The organism is Shewanella sp. AS1, from assembly GCF_021412565.1.
Taxonomy (GTDB): Bacteria; Pseudomonadota; Gammaproteobacteria; order Enterobacterales; family Shewanellaceae; genus Shewanella.
Map to the genome: position 1 here is coordinate 70,096 of NZ_JAKCLJ010000014.1, position 21,647 is coordinate 91,742.

The window sequence follows — 21,647 nt, forward strand, 5'->3', positions numbered from 1 at the left end:
CACGAGCCAGACGACGGCAAACATAAATACAATTAGGCTAAACTTACTCATTCGCACAGCACCTATAATCACCACTATCAAGCTGTGAAAACTGAAATAAGCCATGCCTCAATTGAGCCGTTTTCAGCATCGAGTAGATGATAAACAAAATCATATTTAAGAAGGAGACACCCGGTGGCAAAGACCTCATTCTACGATCAGATAAATCAACAGCTTGCTGAAGTTAAGGCAGAAGGCCTCTACAAGAGCGAGCGTGTAATTGTCTCTCCTCAACAAACCGAAATCCAAGTCAACGGCGCTCAGGTTGTCAACTTCTGTGCTAACAACTACCTGGGACTGGCTAACCATCCAGAGCTGATTTCCGCAGCCCAACAGGGACTAAGCGATCACGGCTTTGGTATGGCCTCTGTGCGTTTTATCTGCGGCACCCAAGATATCCATAAACAACTGGAATCCAGCCTGAGTGAATTTTTAGGCATGGAAGACACCATACTCTACTCCTCCTGCTTCGATGCCAACGCGGGTCTGTTCGAAACCCTGTTAGGTCCGGAAGACGCTATCGTGTCAGATGCCCTAAACCATGCTTCGATTATCGACGGTGTGCGTCTTTGTAAGGCGAAGCGTTTCCGCTATGCCAATAACGATATGGCGGATCTAGAAGCTCAACTGCAGGCGGCACAAGCTGCGGGCGCCCGTCATATTCTTATCGCCACCGACGGCGTATTTTCTATGGATGGCGTCATAGCCAACCTCAAAGGTGTGTGCGATCTTGCCGACAAATATGGCGCCTTGGTGATGGTAGATGACTCTCACGCCGTTGGATTTGTGGGCCAGAACGGTCGTGGTACCCATGAATACTGCGATGTATTAGACAGAGTAGACATCATCACAGGTACACTAGGTAAGGCGCTGGGCGGCGCATCGGGAGGCTTCACTTCTGGCAAGAAAGAGGTGATCGACTGGTTACGTCAGCGCTCACGTCCTTATCTGTTCTCTAACTCTTTGGCCCCTTCAATTGTCACAGCCTCTATCCGTGTGCTGGAGATGCTCAAATCGGGTCAGGCACTGAGGGAAGCGGTATGGGAAAACAGCCGTTACTTCCGTGAGAAGATGACCGCCGCCGGTTTCACCTTAGGCGGCGCCGATCACGCCATCATCCCAGTCATGATTGGCGATGCCAAGCTGGCCAGCGATTTTGCTAACCGTCTGCTGGCAGAAAATATCTATGTCATTGGTTTCTCTTTCCCTGTGGTACCTAAAGGTCAGGCTCGCATCCGCACTCAGATGTCTGCAGCTCATACCCGTGAACAGTTAGATCGTGCAATCGATGCCTTTACTCGTATCGCTAAAGAGATGGCGATTATTTAGGATTTAAAAATGAAAGCATTAAGTAAATTAAAGCCTGAAGAAGGCATCTGGATGGTTGATGCGCCTAAGCCCGAGCTTGGCCATAACGATCTGCTGATTAAGATCCGTAAAACCGCCATCTGTGGTACCGATGTGCATATCTACAACTGGGATGAATGGTCACAAAAAACCATTCCCGTGCCTATGGTTGTCGGTCACGAATATGTGGGCGAAGTGGTTGGCATCGGCCAGGAAGTACGCGGATTCAATATAGGTGATCGCGTATCCGGCGAAGGTCATATTACCTGTGGCCACTGCCGTAACTGCCGCGCCGGTCGCACCCACCTGTGCCGCAACACCTCAGGTGTTGGGGTGAATCGCGAAGGCTCTTTTGCCGAATATCTGGTGATCCCAGCATTTAACGCCTTTAAGATCCCAGATGATATCTCTGATGAACTGGCTTCGATTTTCGATCCCTTCGGTAACGCAGTGCACACAGCACTCTCTTTCGACCTGGTCGGTGAAGATGTGCTGATCACAGGTGCTGGTCCAATCGGCATCATGGCCGCGGCGGTCTGTCGCCATGTAGGCGCGCGTCACGTGGTGATCACAGACGTGAACGAATACCGACTGGATCTGGCGAAGAAGATGGGCGCGACACGTGCCGTTAACGTCGCTAAAGAGAATCTTGAAGATGTGATGCAGGAACTGGGCATGACCGAAGGCTTCGATGTGGGTCTTGAGATGTCAGGCGTGCCTGTCGCATTCCACTCTATGCTGGATACTATGAATCACGGCGGCAAAATTGCCATGCTGGGCATTCCCGGCGGTGAGATGGCTATCGACTGGAGCAAGGTGATCTTCAAAGGCTTAATCATCAAAGGCATCTATGGCCGTGAGATGTTTGAAACCTGGTACAAGATGGCAAGCCTGATCCAATCTGGTCTGGATATTTCGCCTATCATCACCCATCACTATCCTGTCGATGAGTTCCAGGCGGGCTTCGATGCCATGCGCTCTGGACAGTCGGGTAAAGTGATCCTCAGCTGGGATTAATCCCAAAGTTCATGGGGCTGTACTATCACGGCCCCATGTTGCACACTTATCTCTAATTACTCAGCTTTTACAGGTTCACTATGTCAGCCTATCAACACCTTAATGTAAGCCAGCTCATTCAGATGCAAGATGAAGGGCAAGCGCTGCAAATCGTCGATATCCGTGACAGTGCCAGCTTCGCGGCGGCACATATACCCAGTTCAACCAACCTCACCAACGACAATCTGGCGACTTATATCAGCGAGGCCGACATGGATCAGCCTCTGGTTGTGGTCTGTTATCACGGTATCAGCAGTCAAAACGCAGCCCAGTATCTGCATGAGCAGGGCTTCGATCATGTTTTTAGCCTGGATGGTGGGTTTTCAGCCTGGCAGCTGGTCAATCCGGTATAAATACCTCTATGCAGGAAGTTGGTCGCTTACCCAATGCCCGTGCGGCGCAGGCCCTGATGGATTACCTGAAGGGACAAGGGATCTTATGCCAGCTTTCCAGCGCCGAGGCGGGCGTCGTCATCTCAGTTGTCGACGAAATGCACTACAGTGCCGCCCGCGCCGAGTATGAGCACTTTGTACAAAATCCCCATGACGACAAGTATCTGCAAGCCTCATGGGATAATGGCAATGCCAATATTAAGTTCGATTATGGTGCCCCCGGCCTGCAGCTCTTTACTCAGTTTATCTCAGGGGCTGGCCCATTAACCCTGAGTATTATCGCGCTCTGTAGCCTGGTTTTTCTCGGCTTCAATATCGGCTTTGCGGCGCCTATTTTCGAGCAGTTATCATTTTTTGGCGCCGTTCCCGACAGCGGATTCGAGCAGGTGTGGCGTCTCTTTACCCCGAGCCTGCTGCATTTTTCACTGCTGCACTTACTGTTTAACCTGCTCTGGTGGTGGTATTTAGGCGGCAAGATAGAGAACAAACTCGGCATTGCGCCGCTGTTCATGCTCCTACTTATCGCCGGCACCCTGCCTAATCTGCTGCAATATTACATGACCGGCCCCAATTTCGGCGGACTCTCTGGCGTGGTCTACGCTGTAGTGGGTTATACCTGGATCATGGGCACAAGGCGCCCAGAATTGGGGATCGGCCTACCTCCGGCCTACATCGGCTTTATGTTAGTCTGGCTGGTGTTTGGCTTTACCGACATGTTTGGCCTATCGATGGCCAACGGGGCACACCTTGGCGGATTAGCCGTCGGCCTGATCCAGGGATTTATCGACTGCGTTAAGCGCCCCCAGCACTAACACCTATCTGAGCACCTCCAACACATCAAGTCACTCTATTTAGGCCAGCTCTAACACTTTACTCACCAGCTTTTGAATGCCACTGTGAGCCTGGGCTATATTCTCAGCCAGCATATAAGCAGGGGTACTGACCAGCTTATTCGCCTCATCCACCACGATTTGATCCACATCGGCTTCCTGATGCTCGCCGCCCATCAGATTAAAGGCCAGCTTAGTATCATTATCATGGCCTATGGTGCCCTTGGCTCCTGCGGCATATAACTTAGGGATCATCACAGGCGAGATACAGATAAAGCCAACCGGCTTCTTGTCATCGATAAACGCGCTAATAAAACGCCTCACCTGCGGGTCGATGTCACACTCGCTGCCCGCAAGGGCAAAATTACACAGATTTTTCGCCGCACCGAAACCACCAGGAATGACCAAGGCATCAAATTCGGCGAACGTCAGATCACTGCAAGCCTTGATATTGCCGCGAGCAATACGTGCCGACTCCACCAGCACATTACGCTTATCATTCACATCCACTTCACCTGTAAGGTGATTCACTACATGCATTTGAGGTATATCGGGTGCAAAGCATTGATAATTAGCGCCTAATTGCGTTAAACATAAAAGAGTTAATACCGCCTCATGCAGTTCTGAACCATCAAACACACCTGCGCCGCTCAATAAAACAGCAACTTTTTTCATTAAAAGCTCCTTTTATAGATCCAACAGTTTTAACAAACTAACAACAAACCTCTTGATCCGATTATTTTTCATGCTAAGTTAGTTCATCGAACTCTCTCAGGAGATTGATTCTCCGTCAAGAGACGAGTTTTGAAAGGGAGTCAAAATAAAAGTCCACAAATTAGGGATTTTTACTTGGAAGTAATACCCAGCTCACACAAAAATAAAATTTAGCATAAAATCAATAGTTTGCATCACAACATAGAATTTGCAGTCGTGATCCCTACTCTGATAAAAATTTTTAGCTCACAGACTTATCCACAGACTGCTGAGCAATTTGCCGTGGCCGAAATTCCCCTGATGTGGCATGCTAGCAGCATCATAGATACCGATAAATGAACTAAAAAATTATGCCTAATATTGCCGAAAACCCGCTCGTCCTTGTGGATGGCTCCTCCTACCTTTATCGCGCTTACTATGCTCCACCACACTTGACTAACTCCAAAGGCGAAGCCACGGGGGCCGTCTATGGCGTGATCAACATGCTGCGCAGCCTCCTGAAACAATACAAGCCTTCACAGATGGCAGTGGTGTTTGATGCCAAAGGAAAAACCTTTCGTAATGATATGTATGCCGACTATAAGGCGCATCGCCCCCCTATGCCGGACGACCTTCGCACGCAAATCGAGCCCTTACATCGCATCATTCGCGCCCTCGGCCTGCCCTTGGTCTGTATTCCCGGTGTCGAAGCCGATGATGTGATAGGCACAATCGCCACCCAGGCCAGTAAAGAGGGACGCTCGGTATTAATCAGCACAGGTGATAAGGATATGGCCCAACTGGTCGATGCTAATATCACACTGATCAACACCATGACCAACACGATATTGGGACCTGAAGAAGTCACTGAAAAATTTGGTGTCGGCCCTGAGCTTATCATAGACCTGCTGGCGCTTCAGGGAGATAAAGCCGATAACATTCCAGGACTTCCTGGTGTGGGCGAAAAAACCGCGCTTGCCATGCTTCAGGGGCTTGGCGGTATAAGCCAAATCTTAGCCGAGCCAGAAAAACTCCCAGAGCTGGGCTTTAGGGGCTCAAAAACCATGCCAGCTAAAATCGCTGAACATGGCGAGATGCTAAAACTCTCTTTTGAGCTGGCGACCATCAAATTGGATGTGGAATTGGAGCAAGATTGGCATCAGCTCAATGTCGCTCCTGCCGATAAAGATGAGCTTATCAAATGCTATGGCCAGATGGAGTTTAAGCGCTGGCTTGCCGAAGTGCTGGATGGCAAAGGTACAAATGAACTTGCCGCCGACGCGGGTGAAGAAGCCGCCACCCAAGAAGCACCCACGCCTCAGGATATTAATGTCGAATACAGCAATATACTCACCTGGGATGAACTCGACAGCTGGCTTGAGAAACTGGCCAAGGCTGAACTTATCGCCATAGACACAGAAACCACCAGCCTCAATTATATGCAGGCCAAGTTGGTTGGGATCTCCTTTGCTGTCGAGCCGGGCAAAGCCGCTTACCTCCCCTTAGGGCATGATTATCCAGATGCGCCAGAGCAGCTGGATATGACTCAGGCTCTGGCTAAACTCAAACCGCTTCTGGAAGACGCGAATCTAAAGAAGGTCGGCCAAAACCTGAAATATGATATGAGTATCTTTGCCGGAGTCGGCATTACCCTGCGCGGCATCGCCTTCGATACCATGCTGGAGTCCTACGTGTTTAACTCTGTGGCATCGAAACACAATATGGATGATTTGGCTCTCAAGTATTTAGGCCATAAAAATATCGCCTTCGAAGAGATTGCTGGCAAAGGTGTCAAACAGCTTACCTTTAATCAGATCCCACTGGAAACCGCAGGCCCCTATGCTGCCGAAGATGCCGATATCACCCTACGCCTGCATCAACATCTCTGGCCAAGATTGCAAAAAGCAGCCGGACTCGCCAGTGTGTTTACCGATATAGAGCTCCCCTTGGTTGCTGTACTCTCGCAAATTGAACGTCAGGGTGTACTGGTAGACAGCATGCTACTCAGTCAACAGAGTGAAGAGTTGGCGCGTAAGATAGATGAGCTGGAGCAGCAGGCCTACAAGATAGCCGGCGAAGAGTTTAATCTCAGCTCCACCAAACAGCTGCAAACCCTGTTTTTTGAGAAACTGGGTTATCCCGTGATCAAGAAAACCCCTAAGGGTGCGCCCTCAACGGCCGAGGAAGTCTTGGTCGAGCTGGCGCTGGATTATCCCCTACCCAAGATACTGCTGGAACATCGCAGCCTGACCAAGCTCAAGAGTACCTATACGGATAAACTGCCTCTTATGCTCGATGGCAAAACCGGTCGTGTACACACCAGCTATCACCAGGCAAATGCAGCTACAGGGCGCCTATCGTCCAGTGAGCCGAATCTACAGAATATTCCTATCCGCACCGAAGAGGGTCGCCGCATTCGCCATGCCTTTATCGCTGGTGAAGGTCGTAAAATTCTAGCCGCGGATTACTCGCAAATCGAGCTGCGCATCATGGCCCATCTGTCTCAAGACAAGGGTCTACTCAGCGCATTCGCCGAAGGTAAAGATATTCACCGTGCAACTGCAGCCGAAGTCTTCGGTGTCGATTTCGATGCGGTTACTTCTGAGCAGCGTCGCCGCGCCAAGGCTGTCAACTTCGGCCTCATCTATGGCATGTCGGCCTTCGGCTTGGCGCGCCAATTAGATATTCCCCGCGCCGAAGCACAAAGCTATATAGACACTTACTTTAAGCGTTATCCCGGTGTACTCAAATACATGGAAGACACCCGTGCGCTCGCCGCCGAACAGGGCTATGTATCGACCCTGTTTGGTCGTAGGCTCTATCTGCCAGCCATCAAAGATCGTAATGCCATGCGTCGTCAGGCCGCTGAACGCGCCGCCATCAACGCCCCCATGCAAGGCACGGCCGCCGATATCATCAAGAAAGCGATGATCAATGTTGCCAACTGGATTGCCAGTGATACTCAAGGCGAGATAGATATGATCATGCAGGTTCACGATGAATTGGTGTTCGAGGTCGACAGTGATAAAGCTGAAAGCCTCAAGGTTAAGATCTGTGAGCTCATGGCTCAGGCCGCTAAACTGGATGTTGAGCTGCTGGCCGAAGCTGGTATAGGTGATAACTGGGAACAGGCTCACTAGGCAAGTGTTTTAGGCAAAGACTCACGATAACAAGCCTCAACTAAACTTGAGGCTTGTTATCAATTAATCATTTATTATCATGATCTTGACTCGCTCGTGGTGAACTAAGCCTCTCTACCCGCAATGGCCTTCCATATGCGTGCTCGATCTACTGCCTGAACAGAATTAAGCGCTAAATTCACCCTGTTTCTAGACAGACTCAAGGTAAAAATGCCGTTTAAATAGGCATTTTTTACGATATCGCTCACATTACTTACTCTTTTTACAAAAAACAGTTTCCACAATTTAGGTCAATACGATATTATTCTCTGCGTAGGGTACAGAGGTTAAGATGTTCTATCTTTCAGACCTTTATTTCTTTCACTGATATAAGTGAACAGCCAAATTACGGCGCCCCAGCAATTTATTTGCTGGGGCTTTTTTTCATCCCAAATAAATCTTAGAGCAAATACTTTAAAGTATTTTTTTTCAGGTTATAATGGCGCTATTGAGCAATCATCTTCACCGATGAAGCTTGAGTCTTGTTAAGTTACGCTCTTCCCCCCGAAGAGCGACATTATTTGCCGATGACAGCTTGTCATCGGTTTTTTTTGTCTCATTCAAAAGTCTGCAGACATAAAAAACGCCTTACCCTAAGGATAAAGCGTATTAAACCAACCAATTATGAACTATTCTGTCTCAGCTTCGCTCAATGCCTCAACCAACCAGTCGGGATGACACCAGTCGTTGAGAATTCCCAGCACTTTAGGCTTGCCCGTACCTTTAAGGGAGGAGAAAGGCTCAACTTTTACCGCATCACCAAAGTCAGCCAAGGCTTTACGAACTTCGTTGACCGTCTTCATTCTGGCACTCTGCGCTAACTTATCGCACTTAGTTAACAGGGCTAATACTGGAATATTGCACTCCACCGCCCATTCAATCATCTGTATATCCAGATCTTTTAATGGATGACGAATGTCCATCAACACGACTAAGCCGCTCAGACAGGCACGCTCCTGGAGATATTGCCCCAAAGCCTGTTGCCATTTCTGTTTCATCGCTAACGGTACCTGGGCAAAACCATAACCCGGCAGATCCACCAGCCGTCTATGTTCATCCAAAGCAAACACATTGATCAGTTGAGTTCGGCCCGGCGTCTTACTGGTGCGCGCCAGGTTTTTCTGTTCGGTTAACTGGTTCAACGCACTGGACTTTCCTGCGTTAGAACGTCCAGCAAACGCAATTTCAACCCCTACATCACCAGGAAGATGCTCATCCAGATGCGCGATATCTGGCGCACTGATCAAAAACTTAGCCTGACGAAAATCGATTCGAGAATCAGTCACTACCCACTCCAAAATTTATTATTTCTTCGGTTTTAATCTCGAAGAATTGCTTACATTTGCACAATTTCGTGTAAAATATTACCCCGATCACATAAGTCATATTTTATCACGCTTGCAGGTCACTCTCGTAAGCTCAGGACAAAAAACTTAACAAAAAGTTGGAACGCCATGAAAAAGCTAGCTATTGCGCTATCAGTTTTAGCCATATTATCCACTCCGGCTATAGCAGCAGGTGATGCTGCAGCGGGTAAAAATAAATCCATCGTTTGTTCAGCCTGTCACGGCGTTGATGGAAACAGCATGATCGACATGTATCCTAAAATTGCCGGACAACATGAAGCCTACCTCAATAAGCAGTTGCATGAATTACGTCAAGCAGCACTGACTGGCGGTAAAGAGGGTCGTAACGATCCTCTGATGAGCCCAATGGCAGTTGCGCTGACAGATCAAGATATCGATGATTTATCAGCTTATTTTGCTTCACAAACCTTAACTACCACTGATGTTAAAGATGTTCCCGCCCTTGGCGAACAACTTTACAAGGGTGGTGATCCGGTACGTGGCATTACTGCTTGTGCCGCCTGTCATGGTCCTGATGGCCAAGGTGTTGAAACTGCAGGTTTCCCAGCTATCGCTGGCCAACACGCCAATTACATCAAGATTCAGTTAACCAAATTCCATGGCGCTACCCGCAACAACGACCTGAACGGCATGATGCAGGATGTGGCTAAAAAACTGACTCCTGAAGATATGGACGCTCTGTCTAAATACATTTCAAGCATTAAATAAATCGGCTTGAGAATGGAAGGCGGCTTATGCCGCCTTTTTTACCCCTACAATGTGACGTTAACGTCAACTGTAAAAATGAGCGCTTGACAGGGATCACATATTTAGGTTTAATGTGCCGGTACTGAGGTGAACCCAACTGTTTAAACAAAAATAACTTAATAGCATTAAACAGATTTCAGTATGTAATACCATTTAAGATATAAGAATAAATAAAGCTAATAACAATAATAACGACTGGACCACTCACTAAAAATAATTATGAGTAGAGCTTCGAATTTGAAGTCAGGTCATACACTACTTGAGTAAGGACACTGGTTTAGGAAGACCATACGCTATATAGCACTCTCCTTACAGATTCAGAAAAGCAGTTAACTGTTTACTGCTGAATCTAACGTAAACCTAAACATGGATGGTTTATTTGGCGTCAGAGATGACGAGATGGATAGAGATGCGTCATGAAGACCATCTACGGAAGCTGTGGTCAGGAAGGCAACAGGAAGATAAAAAAGTGTCTGGAAGACCGAAAACGACAAAACATGCAAGGATAGCAGACTAAAAAAATAAGATGGAATCCGACTGGGAAGGTCGCATAGCAAGTAAGGAAACTTGGAATCAGAATTGAGCACATTAAGTGCTTGTTAGAAGGCGACAGTAATACTGTCGCCTTTTTTTATCCCACACGCTAGACTAGCCAAACCTGAATAAAGAGTTGTTTATCGTTCATGCGCAGATGCCCCTTATGTAGCAGCCATAAGACCAGTCCGTTTTACCAGGACAGAAAACGCACCATACATAGCTGCAAAGTGTGTACCTTGCTGTTTGCCGACGCGGCCTCACATCTCCCCCCAGAGGCAGAATTAAGAAAATACCAAACCGCCAATAATAAACACAAACCTGTGCAACAACTGCTCACCAGCCTGGTCATTCAAATCGAACAAATGACATCGGCCTCATTGCTTGGACTGAATTTTGGTCGTCTGGTCACTCCGGACCTAGTGGAGGAGCTACACTCACGTGGCCACAAACTTGAACAATATGACCCTTTTTTTGCCCCGGATCCTTCGCCGCTGAAACAGCAATATGATTTTATCTGCTGCTATAAGGTATTTGAGCATTTTCGCTTACCAAGCAGGGAATGGTTACTATTGTGCTCTCTGCTCAAACCCGGTGGATGGCTCGCCATTAGCACCCCTATGCTGACCCAGTTGAATGGCTTTGCTAAATGGCATTATAAAAACAATCTCACCCATGTCAGCTTTTATCAGCAGAGCACCTTTCAATTTCTGGCTCAGCAGGCTGAATTTACGCTATTATTCGCTTCAAACGATCTCATTTTGATGCAAAAACCATCAGGATCTGATATAACACGCGCCCCAAGTCACTTGTCTAACCGTAAATAAGATAAGTTCACGATTCTTTGTAGTTGAGATTATTGCTATGTCCCGTAAAAAAACGCGCAAAATTAATGAAAATGGGCCGAAAAGACAACCCAGAACCAAGAAAGAGGATCGCGTTGCCATCGGCAAAAAACAAAATTCGGGCAATAAGGCGGGCAGTCGCCACAACGAAAAGCAGATCCAACAGAAGCAATCGACTGGCACACAGGTAAAGGATCCACGTCATGGTAGCAAAAAACCGGTACAGCTGAACCTGCCTCAAACCCAGGCCGTTGAGAAAAAGCCCAAGGCTCCCAAGATGAGTGATGAACAGAAGCTGCTCAAACTAGAGGAAGATCCGCGGCTGAACTCGCTGCTGGATCAACTTGAAGAGGGTCGCGAGCTCAATGCTGCCGACCAGACATGGCTGGAAAAGCAACTAACAGAGATAGAGCGCCTGATGGATCGCCTCGGCATCACAGAAGCTGACGATCTTGACCATGTGATGAAAACCACTGTGGCGTCGGACGATGATCTGCTGGATAAATTTGAATCCGGCGCCGATCTGCTCAAACAGTATCAAGATCACGATTAAAGATTTAAGTGTGTACCCAATAGCATCGATTTTATTAGTCGCCGCTCGAACATTCAGAGAGTTAACTTAAACTCATAATTTAGGTATACAAAGCACATGACAACGTCCCTTATTGTACTCGGTGCCTTCATCATCTTATCCCTTGCAGCTTACGCGGCTCATCTATTGCTGAAGCTAAGACAGCAGACACAGGATCAACAAGAACGACAGGCAGCGCAGCAGGTTGCCCAGGCAGCAAAAGAGAAGGAATTACTGGGTAATATTCACTATATCGCCGCAGCTATGATTGAGGAACGTTGTGAGCTTTCAGAAGGCGTGATGCGGATCGGCAAGCTTTTCGGCATCATAGGTCAAACCGACTCCGCCAGAGCACGCTATCCTTTTCTGTTCCAACATTTCGATGTGATTGAACATCATCCCATCATGGAAAAGCGCAAGGCGTTAGCAAAACAGCAAAGAATGAAGCTCGACTTTACCAGAATAAAGTCAGAAGCCGAGCTTGAAGATAAAATCCACCAAGAAGTTAACCAAATCGTAAAAGAATACGCGGTTCACGTTAACCAATAACGCTGCGTGAGTGGGTGCACAAAATTCAGTTTGCACCACAGACATTTGCAACAAATTCAAGGATAGTCACCAGCTATCATAAATTGCAGTGCGATTTTGCAACACGGATCAATGTTATTCATCCGATAACACTGCATACTTCGTCTGTTGCTAATTTACATCTTCGGAGGACACGCCTTGAAGCAGCCCACCCAAATTAGTTGGGATCAGTCAATGATCGAAAAGTATAATTACAGCGGTCCTCGTTATACTTCTTATCCGACCGCATTAGAATTTGACGACTCTTTCACCGAAGAGGATCTGCTGACATCCATTAAAAACAGCAAGAGCGATAAGCTGTCGCTCTATCTTCACATCCCTTTCTGCGCCAAGCTTTGCTACTACTGTGGCTGCAACAAGGTGATCACTCGCCATCAGCATAAGGCCGATCAATATATCGAATATCTGGCTGCTGAAATTGTTAAACGCGCGCCACTGTTTAAAGACTATCTGGTCACTCAGATCCACTGGGGCGGCGGTACACCGACTTTCTTAAGCCCAGATCAGATCCTGCGTCTATCGGCATTGCTACGTGAACACTTTAACATTGCCGAAGTGGGCGAATATTCTATCGAAGTCGATCCCCGTGAAATCGAGCTCTCTATGTTAGATACGCTAAAAGAAGCCGGCTTCAACCGTATCTCCATTGGCGTGCAGGACTTTAACAAGAAGGTGCAAATAGCGGTTAACCGTGAGCAAGATGAGCAGTTCATCTTCGACCTGATGGCCAAAGCCAAAGCGATGGGCTTCGTGTCAACCAATATCGACTTGATCTATGGTCTGCCTCATCAGACGCCAGAGACTTTCGCTGAAACCATGCAGCGCGTTTTAGATCTTTCACCAGACCGCCTGTCTGTATTTAACTATGCTCATCTGCCTGCACGTTTTTCTGCCCAGCGTAAGATTAAAGATGAAGATTTACCCTCTCCACAACAAAAGCTGGAGATGTTGCATCAAACCATAGAAACCTTAACCGGTGCCGGTTATCAGTATATAGGTATGGATCACTTTGCTAAGCCTGACGATGAGCTGTCGATTCTGCAGAATGAAGGGCGACTACACCGTAACTTCCAGGGTTATACCACCCAGGAAGAGTGTGATCTGCTCGGTTTAGGCGTCTCTTCAATCAGCCAGATTGGCGATTGTTATGCCCAAAACCAGAAAGATATTCGTCCTTACTACGAGTCTGTGGATGAAAAAGGCCACGCCCTATGGAAAGGCTGCAAACTCAATCGTGATGATGAGATCCGCCGCGTGGTGATCAAACAGCTGATCTGTCATTTCAACTTAGACATGGCCCAAATCGACGAAAAACTTGGCATTAACTTCGAAGAGTATTTTGCCGAAGATCTTAAGCTGTTACAGACCTTTATCAAGGATAAACTCGTGGATATCACCGACAGAAAGATCACAGTCAGCGACACAGGTCGTCTATTGATCCGTAACATCTGTATCTGTTTCGATATCTACTATCGCGAAAAAGCGCGTCAGCAGCAGTTCTCACGAGTGATCTAATCACGACTGTATTAGCCGAAAGCGCGCTGTTCGAAAGTGCAAAACAGACAAAATGCCGATGACAATTCATCGGCTTTTTTGTGCCTCCGATTTATGCCCCTGAATCGACACAAATCACGCCACACCAATTCATCCCGGGCTACTTAGCCTGCCGTCGATCACAATCAAACCTAGTGCACATTATTAAATCTTAGATTTATCAAGATTGCGATTTGTCTCTAGGGTTAAAAAATTAGTTACATATCCAGTATGATTCGTTTTGAACTGTGGCATAATCACTCGGTATTTCCTTGTCAATATTGAATTTTTTTATCATTTTTAATGCATTGCTTATTTAGGTAAAGGTTTGCTGAAATTTCATTTCCGTCCATCACTTTCTTTATTTACACCGACCGCGAGTGTCCTGCTATTCGTTATCTTTCTCACCTCAATGTTTACGATAGAGCGGGCACAAAACCGGGTAGGTGTTTACCAAGATAAGATTCAGCAGATATCCAAGCAGTTAATAAAAATGGATTTGATTTTTTCCGCTGTTGTCGAATCCCAGGATTTTTCTCGCGTCGAGGAGGAGATCTCCCTTGCCAGCAGCGATCTAAAAATGATGGTTTATACCCTTATCGATGCAAGCGGAAATATCGAGTTTGCAAACCATTCTGTATGGCAAAACAGCTCGGCAAATTTAGTGATCGATGGTTATCAGGAGGCGTTTCATCACAACGTCATCGCAAACCATACCCCCATGCTCCAATATAATGAACAGCGTCAATCGATTCAGGCCTATTTCCCTTTTTCTGATACTAATTCGGCCACCAGGGCTAACTATCCCGAAGTAATCTACCTGGAATATGATATTTCACCCGCTTTAGCCGCCGCCAATCGTAGAACATTACAAAGCGCCATAAGAATCGGCTCCCTCTCCAGTTTGCTGATCCTCATCGCCTTATTTATTTTTTATCGTTATTTGCTCTTGCCTCTGCAGCGGCTCAGAAATCAGGCAACCCGGGTGAATCAAGAATCGAAAAAAATCCGTGCCGTCAGCTCGATCTTCAGTGAACTTAACTCTATCGGGGATGATCTCGCCTTTTTCAAAGATAAATATTTAACTGGTGCCAAGCAGTTAAGAGACACTGAACAGCGCTGGCTCTTTGCCGTGGAGGTGTCCCGATATGGGATCTGGGACTGGCATATTCCTTCGGGAAATCTCTTCTTATCCCATAGGTGGAACGATATATTGGGCTATAAGCCAAATGAATTGGCCGCCTCTTTGACATCATGGGAAGAACGACTTCATCCAGACGACAAGAAAAGTACCCTGGAGAGCTTGGAGCGGTATTTGGCCGGAGAGACGGAAGAGTTTGAGAGTGTACATCGTTTACGTCATCAGGACGGGCATTACATTTGGGTGCTGGATCGGGGCATGACGGTAGAATGGGATAAGCAAGGTCAACCCGTGCGCTTAATTGGTACCTTGTCTGATGTGACAGATGATGTTCAAAACCAGCAGAGTGCAGCTCGATTCATAAAACAAGATCCTTTAACCGATTTAGCAAACCGTAGAGCCCTAACCGATGCCCTACATGAGCTGCAACAGGAAACAGATTATTGCGCCGCCCTGTTTTTACTCGATTTAGATAATTTCAAGTTAGTGAACGATGTCCTGGGTCATCATGGTGGTGACAGGGTCTTAATTCAAATAGCCGCACGGCTTTCCAGCTATTTCTCATCGAACGCCTTGATTGCGCGCTTCTCTGCCGATGAATTTGTTATTTTGGTTAAACGCCTCCCTAAAGATCCCAACCTTGCCTTGATGCGAGTCCAGGCCCTGGCCAGCCAGGCGCGTCAGTTAGTCGCAAGGCCATTTGAGATCAGTAAACACAGCTTTAATCTTTCGGCCAGCATAGGCACCACGCTAATAGATCATAGTGGGCAATTGCAGCCAGAACAGCATATCAAGCACATGAACCTAGCACTGCAGCAAGCTAAGGAGAGCGGCCGCGATCGCGTTGTGGTTTATAGCAAAGAGATGGATTCCATAGCCGAGCGCAACCTGCTGATCAGAACCGAACTGAACCAGGCCATCAAAGCACAGCAACTGTCACTGGTGTACCAGCCTATTGTCGATCGGGAGGAAAACATAATCTCAGTCGAGGCTTTGCTGCGCTGGCATCATCCGGAATATGGCAACATTTCACCGGCCGAGTTTATCCCCATCGCCGAAGGGAGCGGGTTGATTGTTGAACTCGGGCATTGGGTGTTACTGGAAGTGTGCCGCTATATCCGCGCCCTTATGGCGCAGAATATCGAGCCCCCGAGAATCTCAATCAATGTCAGTGCAAGGCAGTTTAACCAACATGAGTTTCCACAGAAGCTGCTGGCACTGTTGCAGCAGGAACAGATCCCACCCCATAAAATCGAGTTAGAACTAACCGAATATGCTTTACTGACAGATTTAACCTTAGTGCGAGAATCCATGCTGAGCCTAAGCCAAGCCGGTATCAGCGTCGCCGTCGATGATTTTGGCACCGGCTACAGTTCGCTCAGTTACCTGCAGGGATTAAATCTCAATAAGTTAAAGCTCGATGCCTGCTTCATTCGTGAGATGGTCAATGACGAGGCCTCAGGCGCCATAGTCAAAGCCATGATAGATATGGCTCACGGCCTTAAACTTAAATTTGTTGCCGAAGGAGTGGAGATCCAGTCTCAGCTGGAACAATTACAGGCCTATCGCTGCGATCTCTTCCAGGGCTACCTTTTCTATCGCCCTATGAGTGGCGAGCAGCTGCAAGATGTACTCATCGACAAACAGCAGCAAATGGCTGTATCAGGCATGTAAATGAAAGAAGTTCACCAATAGTGTCAGCGCCTGATCTCGAACACTGTCTGTTTCGATAAAAATCTCGTGCCGAGCCTGAGCCAAAGACACCAGATCGCAATTATCTCCCTGGGCACTCAGCTGGGCGTCATTATCGACAATCGAATCCTCGCTTGCCTGCAGAATAAGAATAGGAGTCTTTGAGTGTCTAGCCGCGCTGACGGCACGGTCGCACGCAAGGAGAGCCTGAGTAAGCCAGCGATTTGTCGGCGAGCCCAATTGCAGTTCGGGTCGCTGTTGATAGAGGTGGCGATAGCGGCGATAACGCGCCTCACTGTGGGTAAGCTCATTTTTTTCAAAAGAGACAGGTTCATAATCTTTGCCGCCAAGCACATAGTTAGCTTGCCGCTCTGAGCCATTGTCCAACAACCTTGCAAGCCAATAGATCACGCGTTTATGTAACGGTAGCTTGATGCCATACATGGGCGCGCACAGGAGCGCGGCATTGAAGGTGTCCGGCGCCTTTGCCAGATACAGGGTGCCAATAGCACTGCCCATAGAATGTCCCACAAGATAAAGCTGCTCATGCCTGGCAGGCTTGACCACCTGCTCGATGAAATACTCAAAATCCTCGACATAATCATCAAAATATTTAACGTATCCCTTATGGGGATTATCTGTCAGCCGCTGCGAGAGCCCCTGTCCTCTGTGGTCTATGGCATAGACACTGTAACCCTGCTGATAGAGATCGAAGATCAGTTCCTGATACTTCAAATAACTTTCAACCCGACCGCTGCTGATCACTATGGCCGGCCCAGGTTGTGACTGCCGAATATAGCAGTAGGCGAGAGAAGTTTTATCTGGCGTGATCAAGCTGCTGTGAATGACTTTTTGCCAAAACAGCGTCAGCCTCTGCTCGATATCATCAAACTCAGATGAAAAGCCAATGGCTTGGGCTTGTAATTGGGCTTGGGCTGGGAAAGGTTGAGCTGCAGACATAGTGGGAAAGAACTGAAAATGATAGAAGTCAGTGTAGCATGGAATAGTCGAGGTCATTAAGGTAAAGCGTGATGAGGCCCTTTGACCTCATCACAATTCGATTTACAGAGAGTCACTTAGTCGCTAGTTTGCCGCATTCTCAGCGATAAAGTCATCGATTTGCTGTTCGAGCAGCGCCATAGGCACAGAGCCGTTGGCAAGCACAGCATCGTGGAAGGCACGGATATCGAACTTATCGCCCAGGGCCTGTTCAGCCTTTTGGCGCATACGCTTAATGGTTAACTCGCCAATCTTGTAAGACAAAGCCTGGCCAGGCCAGGTGATGTAGCGATCTATCTCTGTGGTGACATTATGTAATGACAAGGCTGTGTTGCTCGCCATAAAGTCGATCGCCTGCTGGCGTGTCCAGCCTTTGGCATGCATACCTGTATCGACTACCAAACGCGCCGCGCGCCACATCTCATAGGTGAGACGACCAAAGTTGCTGTATGGATCCTGATAGAAGCCCGCCTCTATGCCTAAATGTTCACTGTAAAGTCCCCAGCCTTCACCGAAGGCGGAAATATAGCTGTAACGGCGGAAATTAGGCAGAGAAGTTAACTCCTGGTTCAAGGCTATTTGCAAATGATGCCCAGGCACGGCCTCATGCAGGGTGAGCGCCTCCATCTCATACAAAGGTCGCTTATCCAGAGCATAGGTGTTTACCCAGTAATAACCGGGCTCGTCATCCCTGTCCGAGCCAGAATAACGGCCAGTGGTGTATTTAGGGGCGATCTGGGCTGGCACCTCCTGAATACCATAGGTTTTACGGGGAAGTTTACCGAAATATCTGGGTAAGATAGCATCCGCCTTCTTGGCCAGCAGCGCAGTGTATCTGAGCAGCTCAATCGGCGTCTTGGCATAGAATTGAGGATCGGTACGCAGGAATATCAAAAAGGCCGCAAAATCCCCGTCGAAGCCGACTTGATCGATCACCTTCTGCATCTCACTACGGATCCGCTTCACCTCTTGCAGACCCAATACATGTACCTCATCGGCGGTCATATTCAAGGTAGTGTAATAACGCACACGATTTTCGTAAAACTCCCGGCCATCGGGCAGATCCGATGCGGCAATGCTGGTGCGTGCATTTGGAAGATACTCGTTTACCATAAAATCATAGAAAGCCTGGTAGCTAGGCAAGACTAACTCGCTGACCAATGACCGGCCTTGTTCGGTCAACGCCTGCTTTTCTTGCTCACTAAAGCTGTTGGGATAGTGAGTAAAAGGTTTGAAATAACCACTTTGCTCAACTGGCACGATAAAGGCTGAAATGCTGTCTTCAAACCCTTTTAAGCTGGCCTTTGCCGGAGTGATGCCCGAAGCCAGCCCCTGTTTCATCCAATAGGTTTGCTGCGCAAAATAGCCAGGCAGCGCCTTTAACTTGCTAATATAGTGCTGATAATCTTCCTGATTTTGGAATCGTCCCTTAGCGATAGAGGCGATATAAGCATGAAAACCACTCTCTGCAGTGATAGGGAGGTAATGGTCTTTATAACGGTATAAATCGACGCTGTTCTGTATTTGATACTCTAAAATCTGAGCGTTGATCTTCTCTTCTTTGTTCAAGGAGCTGGTATCAATCTGTTTAAGCTCTTCCAGCAGGCCGCTGCGTTTATCGTTAAGTGCCGCTAACGCGGCAGGTGACAAGTCCGTCAGCTTACCCGCAGCCGCCTCATTCCCCATGGCGTAATCCAAGTCTGGGTTTGTATCCAATCTCAGTTGCCAAGCTCTATCGATAATGCCAGCGAGCTGTTGGTTAACTGGGCTGGTTGCAACACCTAACGACTCTGTCTGTGAGGTTTGCTCTGTGGAATTAATTTGGCAGGCGCTGAGGCTTAAGAGGAGCAGGCAGGGTACTAGGGGTTTATACATGAAAAGATCCTTTTCGTTATAATTATTATCGGCATTATGCATCATGGTTTTGGTGCGCGTCATTAAGCTCGCTGCAAGAATTGACAAACCTTACCATTGAATTCAACAAATTTTTCACCAACCTCCAGTTATTGTGCTTTAAATAAAACACAGCAGGTTATAATGGCGACAATTCGGCGCAAATGCTCAGTCAACAAAAGAGTATGCAATACAAATAAAGCTCATCGGTATTATGTCGCGCTCCTTTGGCCAGGCAGTCTGTATGCAGGAACTGGAGGCGTTACTAGCCCATAGACAACATCTGGTCGCCATGGATCTCGCCGGTGATGAGTTGGGTTTCCCCGGAGAGCTATTTAACCCACACTTTAAACGGGTAAGGGATGCTGGACTAGCTATCACAGTTCATGCCGGTGAGGCCGCTGGTGCAGAAAGTATCTGGCAGGCAATAAAACAGCTCAGCGCCACCCGTATTGGCCACGGGGTTAATGCCCTGCAAGATCCAAAATTAATGGAGTATCTTGCACAAGAGCGGATCGGTATCGAATCTTGCCCAACCAGTAACATACATACTTCAACGGTAAGCAGCTATCAAACCCACCCGCTGCGTACTTTTATGCAGGCAGGCGTCATGATCGGATTAAATACTGATGATCCCGGTGTCAGTAATATCGATATCAAACACGAATATCGGATAGTAAAAGAGGAAATGGGCTTAAGCAACACCGAACTTTCACTACTTCAGCGTAACGGCGTGGAAATGGCCTTCTTATCCACCAGTGAACGCAAAGCGCTTTACGAAAGTAAGCGGTAAGCGGTAATACCAATCCGCTTAAATATTTGGTCTAATAGAGGCATATAGAATCTCTGGCCAAATTAATCATGAACTCGCAACTATCCCAACAGCTTTTAACGCTTTCTAGAAAAGAACAAAACGCGCGAAAACGCATGCGATTACTGGCGGTGTCGTTATTTTTCGAAGGTAATACTAGGACCGATATAGCTAAACGCCTTAACATTGCGCGAAGTAGCGTTAATAAATGGGTCTCTAGTTATCTGGAATGTGGACTGTCGGGCTTAGACAGTAAGCCAATCCAAGGTCGCCCTTCTCGGTTGCAACCATCACAACTTGAACACCTGACCGAGTTTATCAAGCAAAAAAGCACGACATCTCAAGGCGGTCGACTCACGGGTGAAGAGGTCACGCAATTTATTAACGCTGAATTTGGTGTTAACTACCATTTGAATCACGTATATAAAATACTTAAGAAACTCGGCTTTAGCTGGATCACAAGTCGCTCGAAGCACCCAAAGCAATCACAGCAAAGCCAAGAGGCTTTTAAAAAACTTCCTGTTGGAAACGATCCTTCACACCCCAGGCTACCTTCCTCTTGAGCGTATTGATGTCTGGTTTCAGGATGAAGCTAGGTTTGGTCAGCAGAACCCCACCACACGTATTTGGGCCAAAACGGGAACTCGGCCGCGTGTTGTGAAACAACAACAGTTTGATTATGGCTATTTGTTTGGCGCTGTGTGCCCTGCAACGGGTCAAACAGAAGCCTTGATCAGTCCATTCGTTAATAAAGAAGCGATGCGACAACATATGAGCCAAATTTCACAGGCACCCCCACCTGGAAGGCATGCCGTTGTGATTATCGATGGTGCGGGTTGGCATACAAACGATACAGCATCACAGTTCAACAACTTAACCTTGATAAAACTACCGCCCTATTCACCAGAATTAAACCCGATTGAGCAAGTATGGAGCTGGCTGCGTCAACACTGTTTATCAAATAGAGTGTTTTCAGGCTATGAAGACATTGTGGATGAAGTATCGAAAGCGTGGAACCAGTTTATTTCAGTCCCAGAGCGAGTGAGAAGAATGTGTGCACGAGAGTGGATTAATCTGATTTAATGCTTTTGCGGATTGGTATCACTACTTTCTTGAAACTTATAGCTGATTTAAAACGAAAAAAGCCCTAGCATTGCTGCTAGGGCTTTCATCTTAATGTTGGCGGAGCGGACGGGACTCGAACCCGCGACCCCCGGCGTGACAGGCCGGTATTCTAACCAACTGAACTACCGCTCCTTTAGTAAAACGCTTACGCGAGATACTAAATTAGGCGCTTGGCGATGACCTACTCTCACATGGGGAGACCCCACACTACCATCGGCGCGATTGCGTTTCACTTCTGAGTTCGGGATGGGATCAGGTGGGACCA

General features: G+C 47.5%; 16 protein-coding genes, 1 tRNA gene, 1 rRNA gene and 1 pseudogene. 13 read left to right on the plus strand and 6 right to left on the minus strand.

The genetic code is table 11. The annotated features are described in order from the left end of the window. The first annotated feature begins 174 nt into the window (after nucleotides 1-174). The 4 genes from LZP69_RS14870 (at nucleotide 175) to glpG (ending at nucleotide 3,646) form a co-directional block, all read left to right on the plus strand. A complete protein-coding gene (locus tag LZP69_RS14870; RefSeq protein WP_234201504.1) occupies nucleotides 175-1,368 on the plus strand; it encodes a glycine C-acetyltransferase in 1,194 nt (397 codons plus the stop codon). 9 nt (nucleotides 1,369-1,377) lie between these two features. Further along, nucleotides 1,378-2,403: an L-threonine 3-dehydrogenase gene (tdh, locus tag LZP69_RS14875; RefSeq protein ID WP_234201505.1), complete on the plus strand. Its 1,026-nt coding sequence runs from the start codon at nucleotides 1,378-1,380 to the stop codon at nucleotides 2,401-2,403. Nucleotides 2,404-2,483: 80 nt separating this feature from the next. Next, complete coding sequence (gene glpE, locus LZP69_RS14880; RefSeq protein WP_234201506.1) at nucleotides 2,484-2,795, plus strand: thiosulfate sulfurtransferase GlpE; 312 nt, start codon at nucleotides 2,484-2,486, stop codon at nucleotides 2,793-2,795. 8 nt (nucleotides 2,796-2,803) lie between these two features. Further along, complete coding sequence (gene glpG, locus LZP69_RS14885; RefSeq protein WP_234201507.1) at nucleotides 2,804-3,646, plus strand: rhomboid family intramembrane serine protease GlpG; 843 nt, start codon at nucleotides 2,804-2,806, stop codon at nucleotides 3,644-3,646. Nucleotides 3,647-3,685: 39 nt separating this feature from the next. Here the strand turns inward: glpG and elbB are convergent, their stop codons facing one another. Then, a complete protein-coding gene (elbB, locus tag LZP69_RS14890; protein WP_234201508.1) occupies nucleotides 3,686-4,339 on the minus strand; it encodes an isoprenoid biosynthesis glyoxalase ElbB in 654 nt (217 codons plus the stop codon). Nucleotides 4,340-4,728: 389 nt separating this feature from the next. Here elbB and polA point away from each other — a divergent pair, with 389 nt between their 5' ends. After that, entirely contained in the window at nucleotides 4,729-7,497 is a 2,769-nt protein-coding gene (gene polA, locus LZP69_RS14895; protein ID WP_234201509.1) for a DNA polymerase I, read from the plus strand. A 668-nt stretch (nucleotides 7,498-8,165) separates the two neighbouring features. On the opposite strand, the gene yihA is transcribed toward polA, so the two are convergent. Then, nucleotides 8,166-8,822 (minus strand): ribosome biogenesis GTP-binding protein YihA/YsxC, encoded by a 657-nt coding sequence (gene yihA / locus LZP69_RS14900; RefSeq protein ID WP_234201510.1) that lies wholly within the window; start codon nucleotides 8,820-8,822, stop codon nucleotides 8,166-8,168. A gap of 168 nt (nucleotides 8,823-8,990) precedes the next feature. Here yihA and LZP69_RS14905 point away from each other — a divergent pair, with 168 nt between their 5' ends. From LZP69_RS14905 to LZP69_RS14930, 6 genes are all read left to right on the plus strand, one after another. Then, complete coding sequence (locus LZP69_RS14905) at nucleotides 8,991-9,611, plus strand: c-type cytochrome (RefSeq protein WP_234201511.1); 621 nt, start codon at nucleotides 8,991-8,993, stop codon at nucleotides 9,609-9,611. Between the two features lie 722 nt (nucleotides 9,612-10,333). Next, nucleotides 10,334-11,011, plus strand: a complete 678-nt coding sequence (locus LZP69_RS14910; protein WP_234201512.1) for a class I SAM-dependent methyltransferase — start codon at nucleotides 10,334-10,336, stop codon at nucleotides 11,009-11,011. A gap of 37 nt (nucleotides 11,012-11,048) precedes the next feature. Then, a complete protein-coding gene (gene yihI / locus LZP69_RS14915) occupies nucleotides 11,049-11,582 on the plus strand; it encodes a Der GTPase-activating protein YihI (protein ID WP_234201513.1) in 534 nt (177 codons plus the stop codon). Between the two features lie 96 nt (nucleotides 11,583-11,678). Next, nucleotides 11,679-12,149: a DUF2489 domain-containing protein gene (locus LZP69_RS14920; protein ID WP_234201514.1), complete on the plus strand. Its 471-nt coding sequence runs from the start codon at nucleotides 11,679-11,681 to the stop codon at nucleotides 12,147-12,149. Nucleotides 12,150-12,326: 177 nt separating this feature from the next. Further along, a complete protein-coding gene (gene hemN / locus LZP69_RS14925; protein WP_267962122.1) occupies nucleotides 12,327-13,703 on the plus strand; it encodes an oxygen-independent coproporphyrinogen III oxidase in 1,377 nt (458 codons plus the stop codon). Between the two features lie 511 nt (nucleotides 13,704-14,214). After that, nucleotides 14,215-16,536, plus strand: a complete 2,322-nt coding sequence (locus LZP69_RS14930; RefSeq protein ID WP_234201516.1) for a putative bifunctional diguanylate cyclase/phosphodiesterase — start codon at nucleotides 14,215-14,217, stop codon at nucleotides 16,534-16,536. On the opposite strand, the gene LZP69_RS14935 is transcribed toward LZP69_RS14930, so the two are convergent. Together LZP69_RS14935 and LZP69_RS14940 are read right to left on the minus strand one after the other, a co-directional pair. Continuing rightward, complete coding sequence (locus LZP69_RS14935) at nucleotides 16,525-17,514, minus strand: alpha/beta fold hydrolase (protein ID WP_234201517.1); 990 nt, start codon at nucleotides 17,512-17,514, stop codon at nucleotides 16,525-16,527. The two genes, LZP69_RS14930 and LZP69_RS14935, sit on opposite strands and share 12 nt — an antisense overlap. 123 nt (nucleotides 17,515-17,637) lie before the next feature. After that, complete coding sequence (locus tag LZP69_RS14940) at nucleotides 17,638-19,428, minus strand: DUF885 domain-containing protein (protein WP_234201518.1); 1,791 nt, start codon at nucleotides 19,426-19,428, stop codon at nucleotides 17,638-17,640. A 211-nt stretch (nucleotides 19,429-19,639) separates the two neighbouring features. Here LZP69_RS14940 and add point away from each other — a divergent pair. Both add and LZP69_RS14950 read left to right on the plus strand, forming a co-directional pair. Further along, nucleotides 19,640-20,239, plus strand: a pseudogene (gene add / locus LZP69_RS14945) (adenosine deaminase); the annotation flags it as partial. Nucleotides 20,240-20,307: 68 nt separating this feature from the next. Continuing rightward, nucleotides 20,308-21,340 (plus strand): IS630 family transposase gene (locus LZP69_RS14950; protein WP_267962123.1). Its coding sequence is split into 2 segments (ribosomal slippage): nucleotides 20,308-20,772 and nucleotides 20,774-21,340, totalling 1,032 coding nucleotides; the frame shifts between segments, so codons are not numbered across the junction. Nucleotides 21,341-21,437: 97 nt separating this feature from the next. Here the strand turns inward: LZP69_RS14950 and LZP69_RS14955 are convergent. Beyond that, a tRNA-Asp gene (locus LZP69_RS14955) sits at nucleotides 21,438-21,514 on the minus strand. Between the two features lie 36 nt (nucleotides 21,515-21,550). Beyond that, nucleotides 21,551-21,647 (minus strand): 5S ribosomal RNA (gene rrf, locus LZP69_RS14960); the annotation flags it as partial.

Coding starts and splice junctions, on each gene's coding strand:
- tdh (WP_234201505.1), top strand. CDS start 1,378: ATGAAAGCATTAAGTAAATTAAAGCCTGAAGAAGGCATCTGGATGGTT.
- glpE (WP_234201506.1), top strand. CDS start 2,484: ATGTCAGCCTATCAACACCTTAATGTAAGCCAGCTCATTCAGATGCAA.
- glpG (WP_234201507.1), top strand. CDS start 2,804: ATGCAGGAAGTTGGTCGCTTACCCAATGCCCGTGCGGCGCAGGCCCTG.
- elbB (WP_234201508.1), bottom strand. CDS start 4,339: ATGAAAAAAGTTGCTGTTTTATTGAGCGGCGCAGGTGTGTTTGATGGT.
- polA (WP_234201509.1), top strand. CDS start 4,729: ATGCCTAATATTGCCGAAAACCCGCTCGTCCTTGTGGATGGCTCCTCC.
- LZP69_RS14905 (WP_234201511.1), top strand. CDS start 8,991: ATGAAAAAGCTAGCTATTGCGCTATCAGTTTTAGCCATATTATCCACT.
- LZP69_RS14910 (WP_234201512.1), top strand. CDS start 10,334: ATGCGCAGATGCCCCTTATGTAGCAGCCATAAGACCAGTCCGTTTTAC.
- yihI (WP_234201513.1), top strand. CDS start 11,049: ATGTCCCGTAAAAAAACGCGCAAAATTAATGAAAATGGGCCGAAAAGA.
- LZP69_RS14920 (WP_234201514.1), top strand. CDS start 11,679: ATGACAACGTCCCTTATTGTACTCGGTGCCTTCATCATCTTATCCCTT.
- LZP69_RS14930 (WP_234201516.1), top strand. CDS start 14,215: ATGGATTTGATTTTTTCCGCTGTTGTCGAATCCCAGGATTTTTCTCGC.
- LZP69_RS14935 (WP_234201517.1), bottom strand. CDS start 17,514: ATGTCTGCAGCTCAACCTTTCCCAGCCCAAGCCCAATTACAAGCCCAA.
- LZP69_RS14940 (WP_234201518.1), bottom strand. CDS start 19,428: ATGTATAAACCCCTAGTACCCTGCCTGCTCCTCTTAAGCCTCAGCGCC.